The organism is Croceitalea sp. MTPC6 (assembly GCF_036985525.1).
Classification (GTDB): domain Bacteria; phylum Bacteroidota; class Bacteroidia; order Flavobacteriales; family Flavobacteriaceae; genus Croceitalea.
This window is the reverse complement of sequence record NZ_BTGR01000001.1, coordinates 671,423-686,104: the sequence shown is the minus strand read 5'-3', so window position 1 is coordinate 686,104 and position 14,682 is coordinate 671,423. Positions and strand designations below refer to the sequence as shown.

Sequence of the window (14,682 nt, the reverse complement as noted above, 5' to 3'; positions counted from 1 at the left end):
CAGTACCTAATATTTTTTTGATGCAAAATTACCAATCTCAAGTATTGCCTTCATTTTTATGTAAAGAAGATGACTGTCTTTGTGAAAATGCTTTGATTACCCTTAATTTAATACTAAATGGCTTAAATAGCGATAAAAAGCCATACAAGATAGATTATCACATGCTAATGATGAGTTATTCGCTTTGGAAAGGTGATAATTTAGACGAATTTTGCCATAAACAAGCATTAAGTTATTTCTTGTTCAACCCTATAAACGATTCAGCTGTAGCACGTGAAGCTCTATATATAGAAATTAGGGAGTTCCTCACAGGAATCTAAAATACCTTTCAGATTTCCACCTCTTTTCTTATCCTTCGAGGTAATTCTTTTCACTTTTAATTTATTATTTTTGCGTTCATTTTTCGGGATGTAGCTTAGTCCGGTTAAAGTGCACGGCTGGGGGCCGTGAGATCGGAGGTTCGAATCCTCTCATCCCGACAAACTACGATTTTGGTTATATCAAAGCCCTGATAATCATATGATTATCAGGGCGTCAATCAAAACTTTTTAGTAATACAATCTGAAATAACAAAAAAGCCATCTACACACTTTTAACGACAGTCCATGTAGTTGTTTGGAATTCAATAGGTTAAATTCCTATTTTAGACTAATGGCTAATTTTCTATTTGGATATCTGACTAAAAACAATTGAATGAGACGCTTCATATTGGTTTTCTTCATTTTTTATAATGCCATAAGTTTTTCGCAAAATGCTGATTCTCGGGAAAAATTCGGTCAAAAAGTAATTTGGGCAGGCTCCATGTTGGATGTTGCGGATGGGAGGATAATAAAAGATGTACTTGTTGTTATAGAAAACGATAAAATCATCAAGATTGATAGGGCATCACAAAAGAACTTGTATAAGGACACAGAAATTATTGATTTATCAGAATACACCATACTTCCGGGGCTGATCGACTGTCATGCCCATTTGGTCTTGAATTCCTATGATAAATCCATAGATCAATGGGAACTGCCAGTTGCCAACTATGGTATAATGGGCACAATCAATGCAAGAAAAACGCTTGAGGCAGGTTTTACTACGGTAAGGGACATCTGGGGTATTTTCTACAGTGATATTGCTTTGCGCGATGCGATTAATAAGGGTATTATTCCTGGGCCAAGGATGTATGTCAGTGGTCCGGCCATCACCATGACTGGTGGGCATGGGGACTGGGAAAGTTGGATGGGTCCGCACATAGAACTAAAAAAAAACCCGGCGGCGATTGCAGACGGGGTTAATGAAGTACAAAAAGAGGTACGTCGTCATGTTAAATACGGAGTAGACTTGATTAAAATTACGGCAACAGGTGGTTTTGGCACTAGCGGTTCAATTCCTGGCGCAGCTTCGTACACTATGGAAGAAATAAAAGCGGCAGTCAATGAAGCGAGAAAAAATGGTTTGAAAGTAGCCGCACATGCCCATGGTGCAGAAGGTATAAAAAATGCCATTAAAGCGGGAGTTGCTTCAATTGAACACGGAAGTCTGATGGATGATGAATCCATAGAACTAATGGAAAAACATAATGTTTATCTCGTCATGGATTTGATGGCCGCACATTATGACTTACTTGAGAAGAAAAACGATTATAGTGATAAAAAAATAGATGAAAATAATAATGAGATGTATAGCAGTTTTGCATCTAATTTTCTAAAAGCACACGAGCAAGGTGTAAAAATGGCTTTCGGTACAGATGCAGGGGTTTATCCACACGGGCGCAATGCCGAACAGTTTAAGTTGATGGTCAAAGCAGGAATAAGCGAAATGGATGCCATAAAATCGGCAACCATAATTGCTGCTGAACTCATTGGAATAAAAGATAAAACTGGAAGCATCGAAGAAGGTAAGTGGGCAGATATCATCGCGGTTAAAGGAAATCCGTTGAAAGATATTACAATTTTGGAAAAGGTTGAATTTGTAATGAAGGAGGGGAAGGTCTATAAGTCAAATTAAAAGCACTATCCAAATTGAATTATTAAAAAAAGTACAGGTATTATAATAATTTACTAAATATAATAAGGGCTTTAGCAAATATGGCAAAGAGTTAAACTTAGTTGCTTGGATTTATTGACAAGTCCAAAATCTTTTAATGAGGCTTTTAGAATAAGTACGCTTTACAACTCCCAGCCCAATCTCAAACTCCCATAATAATTAAGTTCATCACCAGGGTAGAAGTAGCGCGGTTCTCTACCTCCAAAACCTTGGGTATTGATAAGCACAGATTGCGCATAGACATCATCAAATAGGTTGTTTATACCGAAGTCAAGTCCCAATGAAAAGTGTTTGGAGAGCTTTTTATAATAGCCCATTCTGGCGTTCATAATATTGAAAGGGTCACTTGATAAGCTGTTGGCATCGGTCAAGGGAATCGCACCCACATACTGATAAGTAGTATTCAAATAGAAATCGTCAAAAAAGCGAAATTGTAGCCCGGCTGTCGCTCTTTGTTTGGGTACGCCCGTTAAGGGGTTTCTTGAAAAATTATCGCCTTCATCTATAAATTCTATAAAACTATGGTCTGTGAGGGTGAGGTTTACAAAAGGGCTTACCTGTACTTTATTAGAAATCATAAGATTATAGTTCACGCCGAGTTCCAATCCGCGGTGACGGGTCTTTCCGGCATTTCTACCTACAAATTGGTCCTCGTTTACACGTTCCGCTACCAGTAAATTTTGAATGTTCATTTGGTAAATAGCTAAATTGATGTTTAGGCGACGTTCATCAAAATAGAGCGTACTTCCCAATTCATAATTGGTGCCTGTTTCCTGTGCAATATCAGGGTTGATTACACCATCGGGCGTTAAGGTTTCTTCCAAGGTGGGGTTGGAGAATCCGCGGCTTATATTGGCGTATAATTGATAGTCTTTTGAAAAAGCATAGTTGAGGTTAAGGCTTGGTAACAGAATCGCCTTAAAATTACGGTTGGCACTTCGGTTATCTGCACCAGTATTGAACATATCTTGATAATCATAGTCCGTTTTATTGATGCTTAGACCCACCTGAGCGGATAATTTTTCAGATAGGGGATATAATAGGCTTCCGAAAGCATTCCATTGTGAACGAAACTCTTTGTTCGCGGCTTCTTGGTCTCCCTGTAGACTGCCGTTACCATTATTGTCTTCCCATAAATTTTCAAACGAATCCCACGTATATTCGTCTTTATAGAGTTCTCCCCCAAAAAAATATTCGGCCTTTTGGTCTGCTATGGCAAAACTTCCCGAAAAATTGGTCCGAAATCCGAAACCATTGGTGTATTCATCGAGAATTCCGAAGGGGCGTGCCTCGTAATGGTCTAGATAGGTATAAAACAAACTGCTCGAATTCTTAAACTTTTCGTTGAATTTGTGCTCGTAGTTTAACCCCACCAAACTATAATTATTAGCCTCAAAACCTTGGGAAACTCGCCATGTAAAGGTCGCTTGTTGCGGGTCTTCCGAGAAAGCGGTAGCGCCCAAAGAACTTGGAATCTGAGCGGTGTAATCGATATGGTTTATAAGGAGGGAAATTTTGTTTTTCGGATTGATTTGATAAGAAGTATTCAATAGAAATCCGTCACGTTCAAAATTGTTGTTCTGGCGATATCCGTCAGTTTCCATATGCCCATATTGCAAACCCAAACGGAGTTTCCCATCATTGTGATTGAAGGAGAAATTGTTTTTTACCAATCCAAAAGAACCGATTGTAAAGTTATTGGAAAAGGTAGTAGATTTTCCTAAAGCTTTCTTAGGATTCAATATAATCGCTCCCCCTAAATTGGCTCCATAGGAAGTCCCTTTTGGCCCTTTGACCACTTCAATCTGACTTAGGTTTTCCAAGTCATACGCCTCAATAGTAGAAAACCCGGAACCATCGGTAATAGGAATATCATTATAATACATACGGAGCTTATCCGTACCGAAAAGCGTTCTTGCACCAATACCTCTAATCGTAATTCTATTTGTGTTCAGCGCACCAGAAAATACATACACCCCAGGAATCTGATTGATAGCCGGAACCATAGAAACCGGACTATAATTCTGAAACACTTTCACTGAAATGACCTCTGAAGGCACAATGCCAATGCTGTTTTTCTGCTTTAAGGCATCTAAGAGAATGACTTCATCCAATTGGGTAATGCTATCATTTTCAGTAGGCTCTTGACCTTGGACCACCAAAATACTGCTTAGTGCTAAGATGAAAAACAGAAAGGTTTTTGAGTATTGGTTCATACTACTTGACGAAAAAAAATTAAGATTCAAAGATAAAGTTTCAGTTAGGAATGTGACTGGTCTTTTATATGTTGAAAGTGTTTGGTTTACTTTAGGTCACCTGATTCTCATCCGCTATCAATTTAAATTTGATTCGTATTATGAGTATAATTATGAGGGATATATTTTTAGTTAAGCTGAGAATTCGTATTATTCCACGATAATAAAAATTTTTATTGTAAGAATGAAGCAAAAGATAATTGAATTCTCTCAAGTTCTGGATACAGCGGCTAACATTGCAATACCTATAGAACAAATAAGTAATTCGACTAAATTATCGTTGGATGAGGCTTATGCAATTCAAGAAAAATCTATTGGACTTCGATTTAAAAGGGGTGAACAATTATCAGGACTTAAACTAGGCTTTACAAGTAAGGCAAAGATGGAACAAATGGGGGTTCATGACCTAATTTGGGGCAGACTCACCAATAAAATGGAAATAGAAAATGATGGTGATTTGTACATCAAAAACTTTATACACCCTAGGACCGAGCCAGAAATAGCTTTTTTGCTTAAAAAGGACATTTCTGAAGCGATTACCAAAGCCAATGTCGCAGAATATGTGAAAGGTGTTGCTGCAGCGATAGAAGTAATTGATTCCAGATACAAAAATTTTAAGTTTTCGTTAGAAGATGTAATTGCGGATAATTGTTCCTCTTCTGCATATGTCTTGGGGAAATGGAAAGATTTTACTATTGATTCTTCCAATCTTGCTATGACCATGAATGTTAACGGTAAAACTGTACAGTCAGGAAACTCTAATGCCATATTGGGCAACCCACTAAATTCATTATTGCAGGCTTTTAGATTGGCAGAACAATATAATGTGCCTCTGCTCAAGGATATGGTAATCCTTGCAGGTGCCGCCACACCAGCAGTTTTTGTCCATGAGAATGATACTATTGTGGTTGAAGTTGAAAAGCTTGGTAAGGTTAGTCTAAAAGTAAAGTAAAATAGTTTTGATGTATGTGCTTCTTTGGCTTTTAATCCGTTAGATAATTGTCTCTGGATTAAGACTTGTAGACTTATGAATAGGTCAAAAAATATAGGCTAACCAGTTATTTGAAAAAATTGAAAGTGGAAGCCGTTGAAATTCGAAAAATATAGGGAACTTTAAGCTGAACTTTTTTCAATGATTTCTATAGCTAATTACATAAACGGAGAACTAAAAGAATGTCATTCTGGAAAAGAACTAGATGTATTTAATCCGTCTAATGGAGAGGTCTATGCAAAAGTTCCTGATTCAGATGCTTCAGATATTGAAGAGGCAGTTATTGCTGCCAAAAAGGCATATTCATCATGGTCTTCCACAACTATTGAAGAACGTCATGATTATCTAATGAAGATTTCAAAGGCCATTGAAGCTGATTTAGAGAATCTTGCATTGGCAGAATCTATTGATAACGGAAAGCCATCTTGGTTAACTAAGGAAGTGGATATTCCAAGAGCTGCAAGCAATATGAGGTTTTTTGCAACCGCTATCATGCAATTTTCTTCGGAATCACATGAAATGAATGGAAAAGCAGTCAATTATACGCTTAGAAAGCCTTTAGGTCCAGTAGCTTGTATTTCTCCGTGGAACCTTCCTTTGTATCTTTTTACTTGGAAGATTGCACCAGCATTGGCTGCGGGTAACACGGTTGTCGCTAAGCCATCTGAAGTAACACCAATGACTGCCTATTTACTATCCAAGATTTGTATAGCTATAGGTTTACCAGCTGGGGTTTTGAATGTAGTTCATGGACAAGGGCAGAAAACAGGAGCTTTATTAAGCACCCATAAGGATATTAAAGCAATTTCTTTCACAGGAAGTACAAAAGTGGGTGCAGATATCGCTATGAAGGCGGCTCCTTCATTCAAAAAGTATTCATTGGAAATGGGTGGTAAAAACCCAAACATCATTTTTGCAGATTGTGATTACGAGAAAATGCTGAAAACTACATTGCGTTCCTCATTTGCCAATCAAGGGCAAATTTGTTTATGTGGCTCCAAGATATTTGTGGAAAAACCTATCTATGAGAAGTTTAAGAGTGATTTTGTGAATAAAACAAAGGCACTCAAGGTGGGTCATCCACAAAAAGAGACCACTAAAATAGGTGCAATCGTTTCTAAAGTTCACTTTGATAAAATTAATTACTACATTAATTTGGCAAAAGAAGAGGGCGGGAAGCTTCTTTGTGGTGGTAATTCAATAAAACCTGAAGGATATGAAAATGGGTGGTACATTGAACCAACTGTAATTGAAGGCCTTCCACTAAATTGCAGGACAAATAAAGAAGAGATTTTTGGACCAGTGGTTACCATAATGTCGTTTGAAAATGAAGCTGAGGCACTAGAAATGGCCAATGACAATGATTATGGCCTCGCGGCAACGATTTGGACACAAGATCTGTCTAGAGCGCACCGTATTGCGAGTGAAATAGAAGCAGGAATTGTTTGGATAAATTCGTGGTTGCTCAGAGATTTAAGAACCCCGTTCGGAGGTATGAAAAATTCAGGAGTAGGCAGAGAAGGCGGATTTGAGGCACTTCGCTTTTTTACGGAAACAAAAAATGTTTGTATCGATTATTCAAAATAATGGTTATACCTTAAAACAAAAAGTATGTCAAAAACATTCAACCCTATCAATTTTAAAAATTGGATAGAAGATAACCGAGAGTTTTTAAAACCACCTGTGGGTAACAAGGTCATATATAATGAAGATTACATTGTGATGGTAGTAGGTGGTCCAAACTCTAGAAAGGATTACCACTTAAACGAGACACCGGAATTTTTTTATCAAGTGGAAGGTGATATTGTCTTAAAATTGATTGTTGATGGTAAACCGGAAGATGTTCATATTAAGGAAGGGGAAATCTACTATTTACCACCAAATATTCCCCATTCCCCACAACGTGGTGAAAATACAGTAGGTCTTGTAATTGAACAAAAAAGAGCCGAAAACATGGTGGATGGACTGGCTTGGTTTTGTGAAAATTGTGACAATGAGCTATATAGAGAACCGTTTAAATTAGACAATATTGAAACGGATATGCCTGTTATTTTCAATAAGTTTTATTCAAATGAAAATCTTTTAACCTGTGATAATTGTGGAACCAAAATGGAACCACCTAAATAATCAAGGCCTTTGAGCCAAATAGAAGTAGTTCAATGAGAATCAACGGACATTCACATTTATTACCATATCCAGAGCAAATCCCTGCTTATTTAAAAGAAAAAGAAATTTTTTGGATAGATGAAGATAGACAGCATATGCTTCAGAAAGGGTGGAAACGTCCTGTTACGGATTCCAGCTTTTTCTTGGAAGAGAAATTGCAATGGATGGACCGTAATAAAATTGATCATGCTGTTGTACTTAATCTTTCACAGCTATATGGAAATGGGCTTCGTATTCGGGATATGAAATATGCTTTGCGGTTTCAAAACGATTTTAACAGTCAGGTACAAGACAATCATCCAACCAAGTTTACTTGTGGTTTTGTGGTACATGCGGGTTTTATTGATGGTGCCTGTTGGGAGATTGAGCGATGTGTGGAAGAATTAAAGATGCAAGTACTGTGTTTGCCTACACATTATATGGATTCTATTGGGACATGGAGAGGTATTTTTGATAAAGAGACAGCACCTATTTTTGAGTTGGCAAATAAGTATAAATTGGCTATAGAAATCCATCCATACGATGGTGAAAAGTTTATTCATTTAGAAAATCAGTCTTGGCGTTTTCATCTTATATGGATGCTGGCTCAATGTGCAGATGCTTATCATTTTTACACGCTTGATGGTCTTTATGAAAAATATCCGGATATCCGTGTTTGTTTTGCCCATGGAGGGCAATTAAATCACTTAAACATCGGAAGAAGAACTCAAGGATTTGATGGTAGACCAGACCTTTTTGAGGGTCAGACCAGACCACGAAAGGCGCTAGGTCACCCAAATATATATTTTGATACATTGGTTCACGACACTATTTCTTTTGAACTTATGGTAAGACGTCAAAAAGGAACTGACCAACTTATTTTAGGTCTAGACGACCCTTATCCTTTGGGAGAAATGGAAAGTGAAGCGCAATCGTCTTACCCTGGAAAACTACTGGACCTTGCGGTAGAAGAAGAGATTATAACTAAAAGGCAGCACGGAGAGATTTGGGATAAAAATGTTGTAAGATGGTTGTGTGGTAAGGATGCAGAGGCTTTTTACAAAAGAGTTCAGAAAAAAGACTAATGGAGAGTACTTTAAAATATGCAAGACAGCAAGATGCAAAAGATAGTTTAAGCTCTTACCGTGACAAATTTCATATCCCAAAACAAAGAAATGGTGAACCACACACTTATTTATGTGGAAATTCTTTGGGTTTACAGCCTAAAACCACTAGAAGCTATATTCAACAAGAGCTAGATGATTGGGCAACTTATGGTGTAGAAGGGCACTTTCATGCTAAAAATCCATGGCTTCCCTATCATGAGTTCTTGACTGATAAAATGGCAAAAATAGTGGGTGCAAAACCTATAGAAGTAGTGATCATGAATACTTTAAGTGTAAACCTTCACTTATTAATGGCAACATTTTATAGGCCTACAAAGCAACGATATAAAATTTTGATAGAGTCAGATGCTTTTCCATCTGATAGATATGCCGTGGAATCACAACTAAAATTTCATGGATTTGAAAATGGTTTAGTAGAATTAAAACCTAGAGATGGCGAGGTATTACTGAGATATGAAGATATAGAAAGTGCCATTGAAGATTTAGGAAATGAAATAGCCCTTATATTAATTGGATGTCCCAATTATTACACAGGACAGGTTTTTGATATTGGTCGCATAGCAGAGCTTGGTCACTCAAAAGGGTGTAAAGTTGGCATAGACTTAGCCCACGGCGTTGGTAATTTAAAACTGGAACTTCATAAGTCTAATATTGATTTTGCCGCGTGGTGTACTTACAAATACTTAAACAGCGGTCCGGGTAGTGTCGGTGGCTGTTTTATACACGAGCGCCATGCCCATAATTTTGACCTACCCAGATTTGCTGGTTGGTGGGGTCATGACAAAGAAACTCGTTTTGGAATGCGGGACGATTTTAACCCCATTCCTGGTGCAGAAGGCTGGCAATTAAGCAACCCACCAATATTGTCACTAGCTGCAATACGTGCTTCTCTAGATCTTTTTGATGAGGTAGGTATGGATAAGTTAGTTCTAAAATCAAGACAATTAACAGGTTACTTGGAGTTTCTTTTAAAGGAATTGCTTGAAGGGCAAGTTGATGTTATAACTCCAAAAGAACAGAATGAAAGAGGTTGTCAACTCTCACTGCAATTAACAAATGGTAATGGAAAATCTATTTTTAATGCTATTACAAAAAGGGGAGTGATAGCAGATTGGAGAGAACCAGATGTAATCCGTATAGCGCCAGCACCATTTTACAACTCTTTTGAAGATGTTTACAATTTTGTTTTGATCTTAAAAGAAGAAGTGGGAAAGTAGGCATGGCAAGAAAAGAAAAAATTTTAATAGTTGGTGCGGGTTTATGTGGTTCATTACTGGCTATTCGTATGGCACAGCGTGGATATGAGGTTGAAGTACACGAACGCCTTCCAGACATGCGAAAAATACCATTGGCAGGAGGGAGGTCCATTAATTTAGCTTTATCAGACCGAGGTCTCAAGGCTATTAAAAGCGCTGGATTTAAGGAAGAGATATTAGAAGAGTGCATTGGCATGGAAGGGCGTATGATCCATGGAATCGATGGCGAGGAAAGGTTTTCTAAATATAGTGGTAGGGAAGGGGAGAAAATAAATTCAGTCTCTAGAACTGGTTTAAACATTACCCTACTGGATAAGGCTGATGAATTTGATAATGTGACCATTCATTTTAACTCAAAATGTGTAAATATAGACTTGGACAATGCAACAGGTTCTTTTATCAATTTTAAGGGCAAAAAGATTCAGGTTAAGGCCACAATAGTTTTAGGAACAGATGGTGCAGGTTCTGTAGTAAGAAAAAGTATGATGTCTAGAACCCCTGAGTTGTTGTTCAATTACTCGCAGAATTTCTTAAGGTCAGGATACAAAGAGTTAGAAATTCCAGCAACAGATACTGGAGGCTATCGTCTGGATAAAAATGCACTACACATTTGGCCAAGAGGTAAATTCATGATGATTGCTTTACCTAACTTAGATGGTAGTTTTACTGTTACCATGTTCCACCCTTATGAAGGGGAAAGTGGATTTAATACCTTGAATACAGAGGAGAAGGTGCTTGGGTTTTTCAAAAAATACTATCCAGATTCTTTAAAACATTTTCCAAATTTAACTGAGGAATATTTCAATAATCCAGTAGGCATGTTAGGTACCATCAAATGCTATCCTTGGCAAGCTTTCGGAAAAACTTTGATTATGGGTGATGCTGCCCATGCGATAGTACCATTCTATGGACAGGGAATGAATGCTTCCTTTGAAGATGTCCGAATTTTTGACGAAATGGTTGAAAAGCATAATGGTAATTGGGAAGCTTTATTTAAAGAATTTCAAGAGGAAAGGGTAAACAACACCAATGCCATTGCAGATTTAGCGGTTGATAATTTTTATGAGATGCAAGATAAGGTTGCCGATGAAGTTTTTATTCGAAAGCGAAAAATTGAAATGCAATTGGAACAAACCTATCCCGATTACTATTCTAAATACTCTTTGGTTACTTTTCAGGAAAACCTTTCTTATCGTGAAGCGATGATTCGAGGACGAAAACAAGATGAACTATTATTGAAAATCTGTTCAGATTCCGATTGGGAGAAAATTTCATTGGATAGTATTTATCAGAAGCTAAAAAAAGTTAACTACTCAGATATACTAAAATATGGATAGTAAGACTATTAAAAACAAAGCTAAACCTTTGGGTAATTATCCTCACATCAAAAGGGTAGGAGACTATATCTTTGTTTCGGGTACAAGTAGCAGACGACCGGATAATACACACGTTGGAGCTACAGAGTTGGAAGACGGAACTTGGGATTTAGATATCAAATTACAAACCGAGGCGGTCATAAAAAATATTGAAGAATTAATTAAGAATATGGATGCTACTCTAAATGATGTAGTTGATATCACTACATTTTTGGTAGATATGAAAGATTTTAAAGGATATAATGAAGTTTATGGGACTTACTTTGATGGGACTGGACCCACAAGAACAACTGTTGCAGTACATCAGCTTCCTCATCCTAACCTTCTCATAGAAATAAAGGCCTTAATTTACAAACCCCTCTAATAAAAGTGTCCTTACTGAGTGAAAAACATCCAAAAGATAATCAGTCTTTGGAGTTTTCAACAAACACTCATTTTTGTTCATAAGCTATTAGCCTAAAATGTAAGTTTTTGACCAAAAAACCTACTTTTGTATTAGTAATAATTTGAGAAGAAGGAATACTATGTCTGAACAAATAGAAAGATTAAAAACATTAATTATCGGCTCAGGACCTGCAGGTTATACCGCTGCAATTTATGCTGCTAGAGCAGATTTAAAACCAGTTATGTATACAGGTATGGAGCCTGGTGGACAATTGACCACTACTACTGAAGTTGATAATTTTCCAGGCTATCCAGAAGGGATAGATGGACCTACTATGATGGTACAATTACAACAACAGGCAGAACGCTTTGGAACTGAGGTTCGTATAGGTATGGTCACCGCTGTAGATTTTAGTAATGAAGTTGGTGGAATACATAAAGTAACGGTTGATAACGATAAAACGATAAAAGCAGAAAGCATAATTATTTCTACTGGGGCTACCGCAAAATATTTGAATATTCCAAGTGAGCAAAAGTTACGCGGTGGTGGTGTTTCTGCATGTGCGGTTTGTGATGGGTTCTTTTATAAAGGTCAAGATGTGGCTATAGTAGGCGCAGGGGACACCGCAGCTGAGGAGGCCTCATATCTTGCAAATATCTGTAACAAAGTCACTATGTTAGTGCGTAAGGATTATATGAGGGCTTCTAAAGCGATGCAGCATCGTGTAAACAGTTTGGATAACATAGAAATCCGTTACAATACAGAGGTTGAAGAGGTTTTAGGAGACCAAGTTGTGGAAGGACTAAGAATGGTTAACAATCAAACTGGTGAGAAGGAAGATATTGTGATTACAGGATTGTTCATAGCTATTGGTCATAAACCAAATACTGATATTTTTAAGGGTCAGATAGATATGGATGATACCGGCTATATTATTACGGAAGGAAAATCCACAAAAACAAATGTACCAGGAGTATTTGCTAGTGGAGATGTACAGGATAAAGAATACCGTCAGGCAGTTACTGCTGCTGGGACAGGTTGTATGGCTGCGTTAGATGCAGAGCGTTATTTAGCTGCTGTAGAGTCTAAAGAAGAAGTTTCGGTCTAAGTTATTTTAGAAATTGTCACTATTAAAAAGCCGCATTAATGCGGCTTTTTAATTAGTCTATGCGTACATAATTTTCTGAATGTACCCTGTAACCTTCAGCGTCCAGTGTTATTTGACTAAAAGAGTTCTCTTTCAAAATAAGTTCAAATTCAAACACCTCTATACTATCCATCATTTCCATCATAGTGGATGAGCCGTATTCCAAGGTTTCAAAAAGTTTACTTTCAGTAGTTCTGTATGAGCCATAACCAAACCATTCTGCAGAAACAGAAGGGACAATACGGGTCCACATTACTTTATCATTGTTGTACATTTTAATTTGTCGGGCTCCTGTCCCTTTTTCTATAATGGTATCAGTAATATTGACCCCATCATAAATATAATGGCTTACTAATTCCCAAGTACCGTTTATAGATTTCGCAGTTTCGGATTGTCTTTTTTGTTCTGGTGTAGTTGCAGCTACCGTAACTAAAAGCAACAATACTATTACAAGGATTTTTTTCATCAATAAAAAGTGTAATTTTTTAATCATAAATACTATTTAAAGTATAACAGTATATTATGAACGAAAAATCTGACAAATATTGTATGTATATTACAATATTTTAATCAATCCTTTTATAATTTTCAGAAAAAGTATAGTTGCCTTCTTCATCAAAACTTATTTGACTGTAGTTATCGTCTGTTAAGACTAAGTCAAAAGTAAATACGCGCATCGTATCCATTGCTTTCATCATTTCTGTATCGCCATATTCTATAGTTTCAATAAGTTGGTTATCTGTTATTTTATAGGAACCATATCCAAACCTTCCGTTGGGTTCATCGGGGACATACCGTGACCACATTATTTTTCCATTATAATACATCTTTACCTGGCGATAACCAGGAGCTTTGGCAACGGTATCTGAAATATTTTGCTCTTCATCGTAATTATAAAAACTTTCAAGTTCCCAAGTACCTTCAATGGAATGATATGAATTTGGTTTTGCCGAGGTAAGCATGGTAAAAGATACCAATACTACCACTAAAAAGAGCGATGTTAATAGTTTTTTCATGGTCAACTGTTTTAAGTGAGGAATTAAGTTCTTTTAAGATACAAAAAATTGTTAAGTGCTTAATTATTAAGCGCTAAAAAATGGAAGTCTTATATTTTTATACATAGAAAAAGCCTCGAGCTTAGCTTGAGGCTTTGGTAAGGGTAGATTGGTTTGGTTGTTAATTCCTAATATTTATGGACACTACCGGACACCGATTTTTTCTTAGATACTTGGGGGTCACCTGAATAAGATATATCCGCACCGCTGCTTGCATCAGCAGTTAACGATTCTGACACATTAACAGAGATGTCTGAACCGCTACTTGCATCTGCATTACAACGTTTTGCCAATAAGTTTCTTGCTTTTATATCCGCACCGCTACTAGCATCAGCATAAAGTACATCAGTTTGGCCAGAGATTTTAATGTCTGCACCACTACTGGCATCTGCTTCGATTTCTGTAGCAATTACTTCTACTTCCAGGTCTGAACCGCTACTGGCATCTAAATCCAGTTTCTCCGCTTTTATTTCATTTTGCCCTATTAAGTCAGCGCCACTAGAGCTTTCCAATACTGTAATTTTTGGTAGGGTTACATAGACATTCTTTGTCGCTCTTCCAATATTTTCGACAGTGTGGACCTTTAATTTACCATCCCTAATATCAGTTGCGATAAGTTCAATTATGTTTTCATCTGCTTCTACCAAAATTCTGAACTCATTACCTTGGGTTACAAATACGTCAAGTCCTTCTGCAGCAGAGATTTCTGTAAAATCTTCAGTTACTTTTCTTGTCTCTTCGGCTATTACGCCGTTTCCTTTTTTGCCATCTCCAAAGCTAATGTTAACGCAGGATGAAGCGAATAATGCTAATACAAGGCCAATTGCAATTCTTGCTAGTGTTGTCATGATTGTTGTTGCTTTTAATGATTGATTAAAATTCGTGTTTTAGTTTGTTCTTTATCAATAATA

14 protein-coding genes and 1 tRNA gene are annotated in these 14,682 nt (G+C 37.1%); 11 read left to right on the top strand and 4 right to left on the bottom strand.

Features of this window, described 5'->3' with window-relative positions; all coding sequences use genetic code 11:
* Positions 1 to 20: 20 nt before the first annotated feature.
* The 3 genes from AACP56_RS03240 (at position 21) to AACP56_RS03230 (ending at position 1,995) form a co-directional block, all read left to right on the top strand.
* A complete protein-coding gene (locus tag AACP56_RS03240; protein WP_339333480.1) occupies positions 21 to 320 on the top strand; it encodes a hypothetical protein in 300 nt (99 codons plus the stop codon).
* Positions 321 to 404: 84 nt separating this feature from the next.
* Positions 405 to 479 (top strand) — tRNA-Pro (locus AACP56_RS03235).
* A gap of 214 nt (positions 480 to 693) precedes the next feature.
* Positions 694 to 1,995 carry a metal-dependent hydrolase family protein gene (locus tag AACP56_RS03230; protein WP_339333482.1) on the top strand — a complete coding sequence of 434 codons (1,302 nt, stop codon included), beginning with the start codon at positions 694 to 696 and terminating at the stop codon, positions 1,993 to 1,995.
* A 161-nt stretch (positions 1,996 to 2,156) separates the two neighbouring features.
* On the opposite strand, the gene AACP56_RS03225 is transcribed toward AACP56_RS03230, so the two are convergent.
* On the bottom strand, positions 2,157 to 4,250 hold the full coding sequence (locus AACP56_RS03225; RefSeq protein WP_339333484.1) for a TonB-dependent receptor family protein: 2,094 nt from the start codon (positions 4,248 to 4,250) through the stop codon (positions 2,157 to 2,159).
* Positions 4,251 to 4,473: 223 nt separating this feature from the next.
* On the opposite strand from AACP56_RS03225, the gene AACP56_RS03220 reads away from it, so the two are divergent.
* From AACP56_RS03220 to trxB, 8 genes are all read left to right on the top strand, one after another.
* On the top strand, positions 4,474 to 5,241 hold the full coding sequence (locus tag AACP56_RS03220) for a 2-keto-4-pentenoate hydratase (protein ID WP_339333486.1): 768 nt from the start codon (positions 4,474 to 4,476) through the stop codon (positions 5,239 to 5,241).
* Positions 5,242 to 5,421: 180 nt separating this feature from the next.
* Complete coding sequence (locus AACP56_RS03215) at positions 5,422 to 6,867, top strand: aldehyde dehydrogenase (protein ID WP_339333488.1); 1,446 nt, start codon at positions 5,422 to 5,424, stop codon at positions 6,865 to 6,867.
* A gap of 24 nt (positions 6,868 to 6,891) precedes the next feature.
* A complete protein-coding gene (locus AACP56_RS03210) occupies positions 6,892 to 7,407 on the top strand; it encodes a 3-hydroxyanthranilate 3,4-dioxygenase (RefSeq protein WP_339333490.1) in 516 nt (171 codons plus the stop codon).
* 32 nt (positions 7,408 to 7,439) lie between these two features.
* Positions 7,440 to 8,510 carry an amidohydrolase family protein gene (locus AACP56_RS03205; protein ID WP_339333492.1) on the top strand — a complete coding sequence of 357 codons (1,071 nt, stop codon included), beginning with the start codon at positions 7,440 to 7,442 and terminating at the stop codon, positions 8,508 to 8,510.
* Complete coding sequence (gene kynU / locus AACP56_RS03200) at positions 8,510 to 9,769, top strand: kynureninase (protein ID WP_339333495.1); 1,260 nt, start codon at positions 8,510 to 8,512, stop codon at positions 9,767 to 9,769. Before AACP56_RS03205 ends, kynU begins: the two co-directional genes overlap by 1 nt.
* 2 nt (positions 9,770 to 9,771) lie before the next feature.
* Positions 9,772 to 11,145 carry an FAD-dependent oxidoreductase gene (locus AACP56_RS03195; RefSeq protein WP_339333497.1) on the top strand — a complete coding sequence of 458 codons (1,374 nt, stop codon included), beginning with the start codon at positions 9,772 to 9,774 and terminating at the stop codon, positions 11,143 to 11,145.
* On the top strand, positions 11,138 to 11,548 hold the full coding sequence (locus tag AACP56_RS03190) for a RidA family protein (RefSeq protein WP_339333499.1): 411 nt from the start codon (positions 11,138 to 11,140) through the stop codon (positions 11,546 to 11,548). The genes AACP56_RS03195 and AACP56_RS03190 overlap by 8 nt, the downstream gene beginning before the upstream one ends.
* 160 nt (positions 11,549 to 11,708) lie before the next feature.
* Entirely contained in the window at positions 11,709 to 12,677 is a 969-nt protein-coding gene (trxB, locus tag AACP56_RS03185) for a thioredoxin-disulfide reductase (RefSeq protein ID WP_339333502.1), read from the top strand.
* Between the two features lie 52 nt (positions 12,678 to 12,729).
* Here trxB and AACP56_RS03180 read toward each other — a convergent pair whose 3' ends face one another.
* The 3 genes from AACP56_RS03180 to AACP56_RS03170 all read right to left on the bottom strand — a co-directional run bounded on the left by AACP56_RS03180 (position 12,730) and on the right by AACP56_RS03170 (position 14,619).
* Positions 12,730 to 13,182 (bottom strand): hypothetical protein, encoded by a 453-nt coding sequence (locus AACP56_RS03180; RefSeq protein ID WP_339333504.1) that lies wholly within the window; start codon positions 13,180 to 13,182, stop codon positions 12,730 to 12,732.
* 100 nt (positions 13,183 to 13,282) lie between these two features.
* Positions 13,283 to 13,732: a hypothetical protein gene (locus AACP56_RS03175; protein ID WP_339333506.1), complete on the bottom strand. Its 450-nt coding sequence runs from the start codon at positions 13,730 to 13,732 to the stop codon at positions 13,283 to 13,285.
* A gap of 167 nt (positions 13,733 to 13,899) precedes the next feature.
* Positions 13,900 to 14,619 carry a head GIN domain-containing protein gene (locus AACP56_RS03170; RefSeq protein ID WP_339333508.1) on the bottom strand — a complete coding sequence of 240 codons (720 nt, stop codon included), beginning with the start codon at positions 14,617 to 14,619 and terminating at the stop codon, positions 13,900 to 13,902.
* Positions 14,620 to 14,682: the final 63 nt, after the last annotated feature.

Coding starts and splice junctions, on each gene's coding strand:
- AACP56_RS03240 (WP_339333480.1), top strand. CDS start 21: ATGCAAAATTACCAATCTCAAGTATTGCCTTCATTTTTATGTAAAGAA.
- AACP56_RS03230 (WP_339333482.1), top strand. CDS start 694: ATGAGACGCTTCATATTGGTTTTCTTCATTTTTTATAATGCCATAAGT.
- AACP56_RS03225 (WP_339333484.1), bottom strand. CDS start 4,250: ATGAACCAATACTCAAAAACCTTTCTGTTTTTCATCTTAGCACTAAGC.
- AACP56_RS03220 (WP_339333486.1), top strand. CDS start 4,474: ATGAAGCAAAAGATAATTGAATTCTCTCAAGTTCTGGATACAGCGGCT.
- AACP56_RS03215 (WP_339333488.1), top strand. CDS start 5,422: ATGATTTCTATAGCTAATTACATAAACGGAGAACTAAAAGAATGTCAT.
- AACP56_RS03210 (WP_339333490.1), top strand. CDS start 6,892: ATGTCAAAAACATTCAACCCTATCAATTTTAAAAATTGGATAGAAGAT.
- AACP56_RS03205 (WP_339333492.1), top strand. CDS start 7,440: ATGAGAATCAACGGACATTCACATTTATTACCATATCCAGAGCAAATC.
- kynU (WP_339333495.1), top strand. CDS start 8,510: ATGGAGAGTACTTTAAAATATGCAAGACAGCAAGATGCAAAAGATAGT.
- AACP56_RS03195 (WP_339333497.1), top strand. CDS start 9,772: ATGGCAAGAAAAGAAAAAATTTTAATAGTTGGTGCGGGTTTATGTGGT.
- AACP56_RS03190 (WP_339333499.1), top strand. CDS start 11,138: ATGGATAGTAAGACTATTAAAAACAAAGCTAAACCTTTGGGTAATTAT.
- trxB (WP_339333502.1), top strand. CDS start 11,709: ATGTCTGAACAAATAGAAAGATTAAAAACATTAATTATCGGCTCAGGA.
- AACP56_RS03180 (WP_339333504.1), bottom strand. CDS start 13,182: ATGAAAAAAATCCTTGTAATAGTATTGTTGCTTTTAGTTACGGTAGCT.
- AACP56_RS03175 (WP_339333506.1), bottom strand. CDS start 13,732: ATGAAAAAACTATTAACATCGCTCTTTTTAGTGGTAGTATTGGTATCT.
- AACP56_RS03170 (WP_339333508.1), bottom strand. CDS start 14,619: ATGACAACACTAGCAAGAATTGCAATTGGCCTTGTATTAGCATTATTC.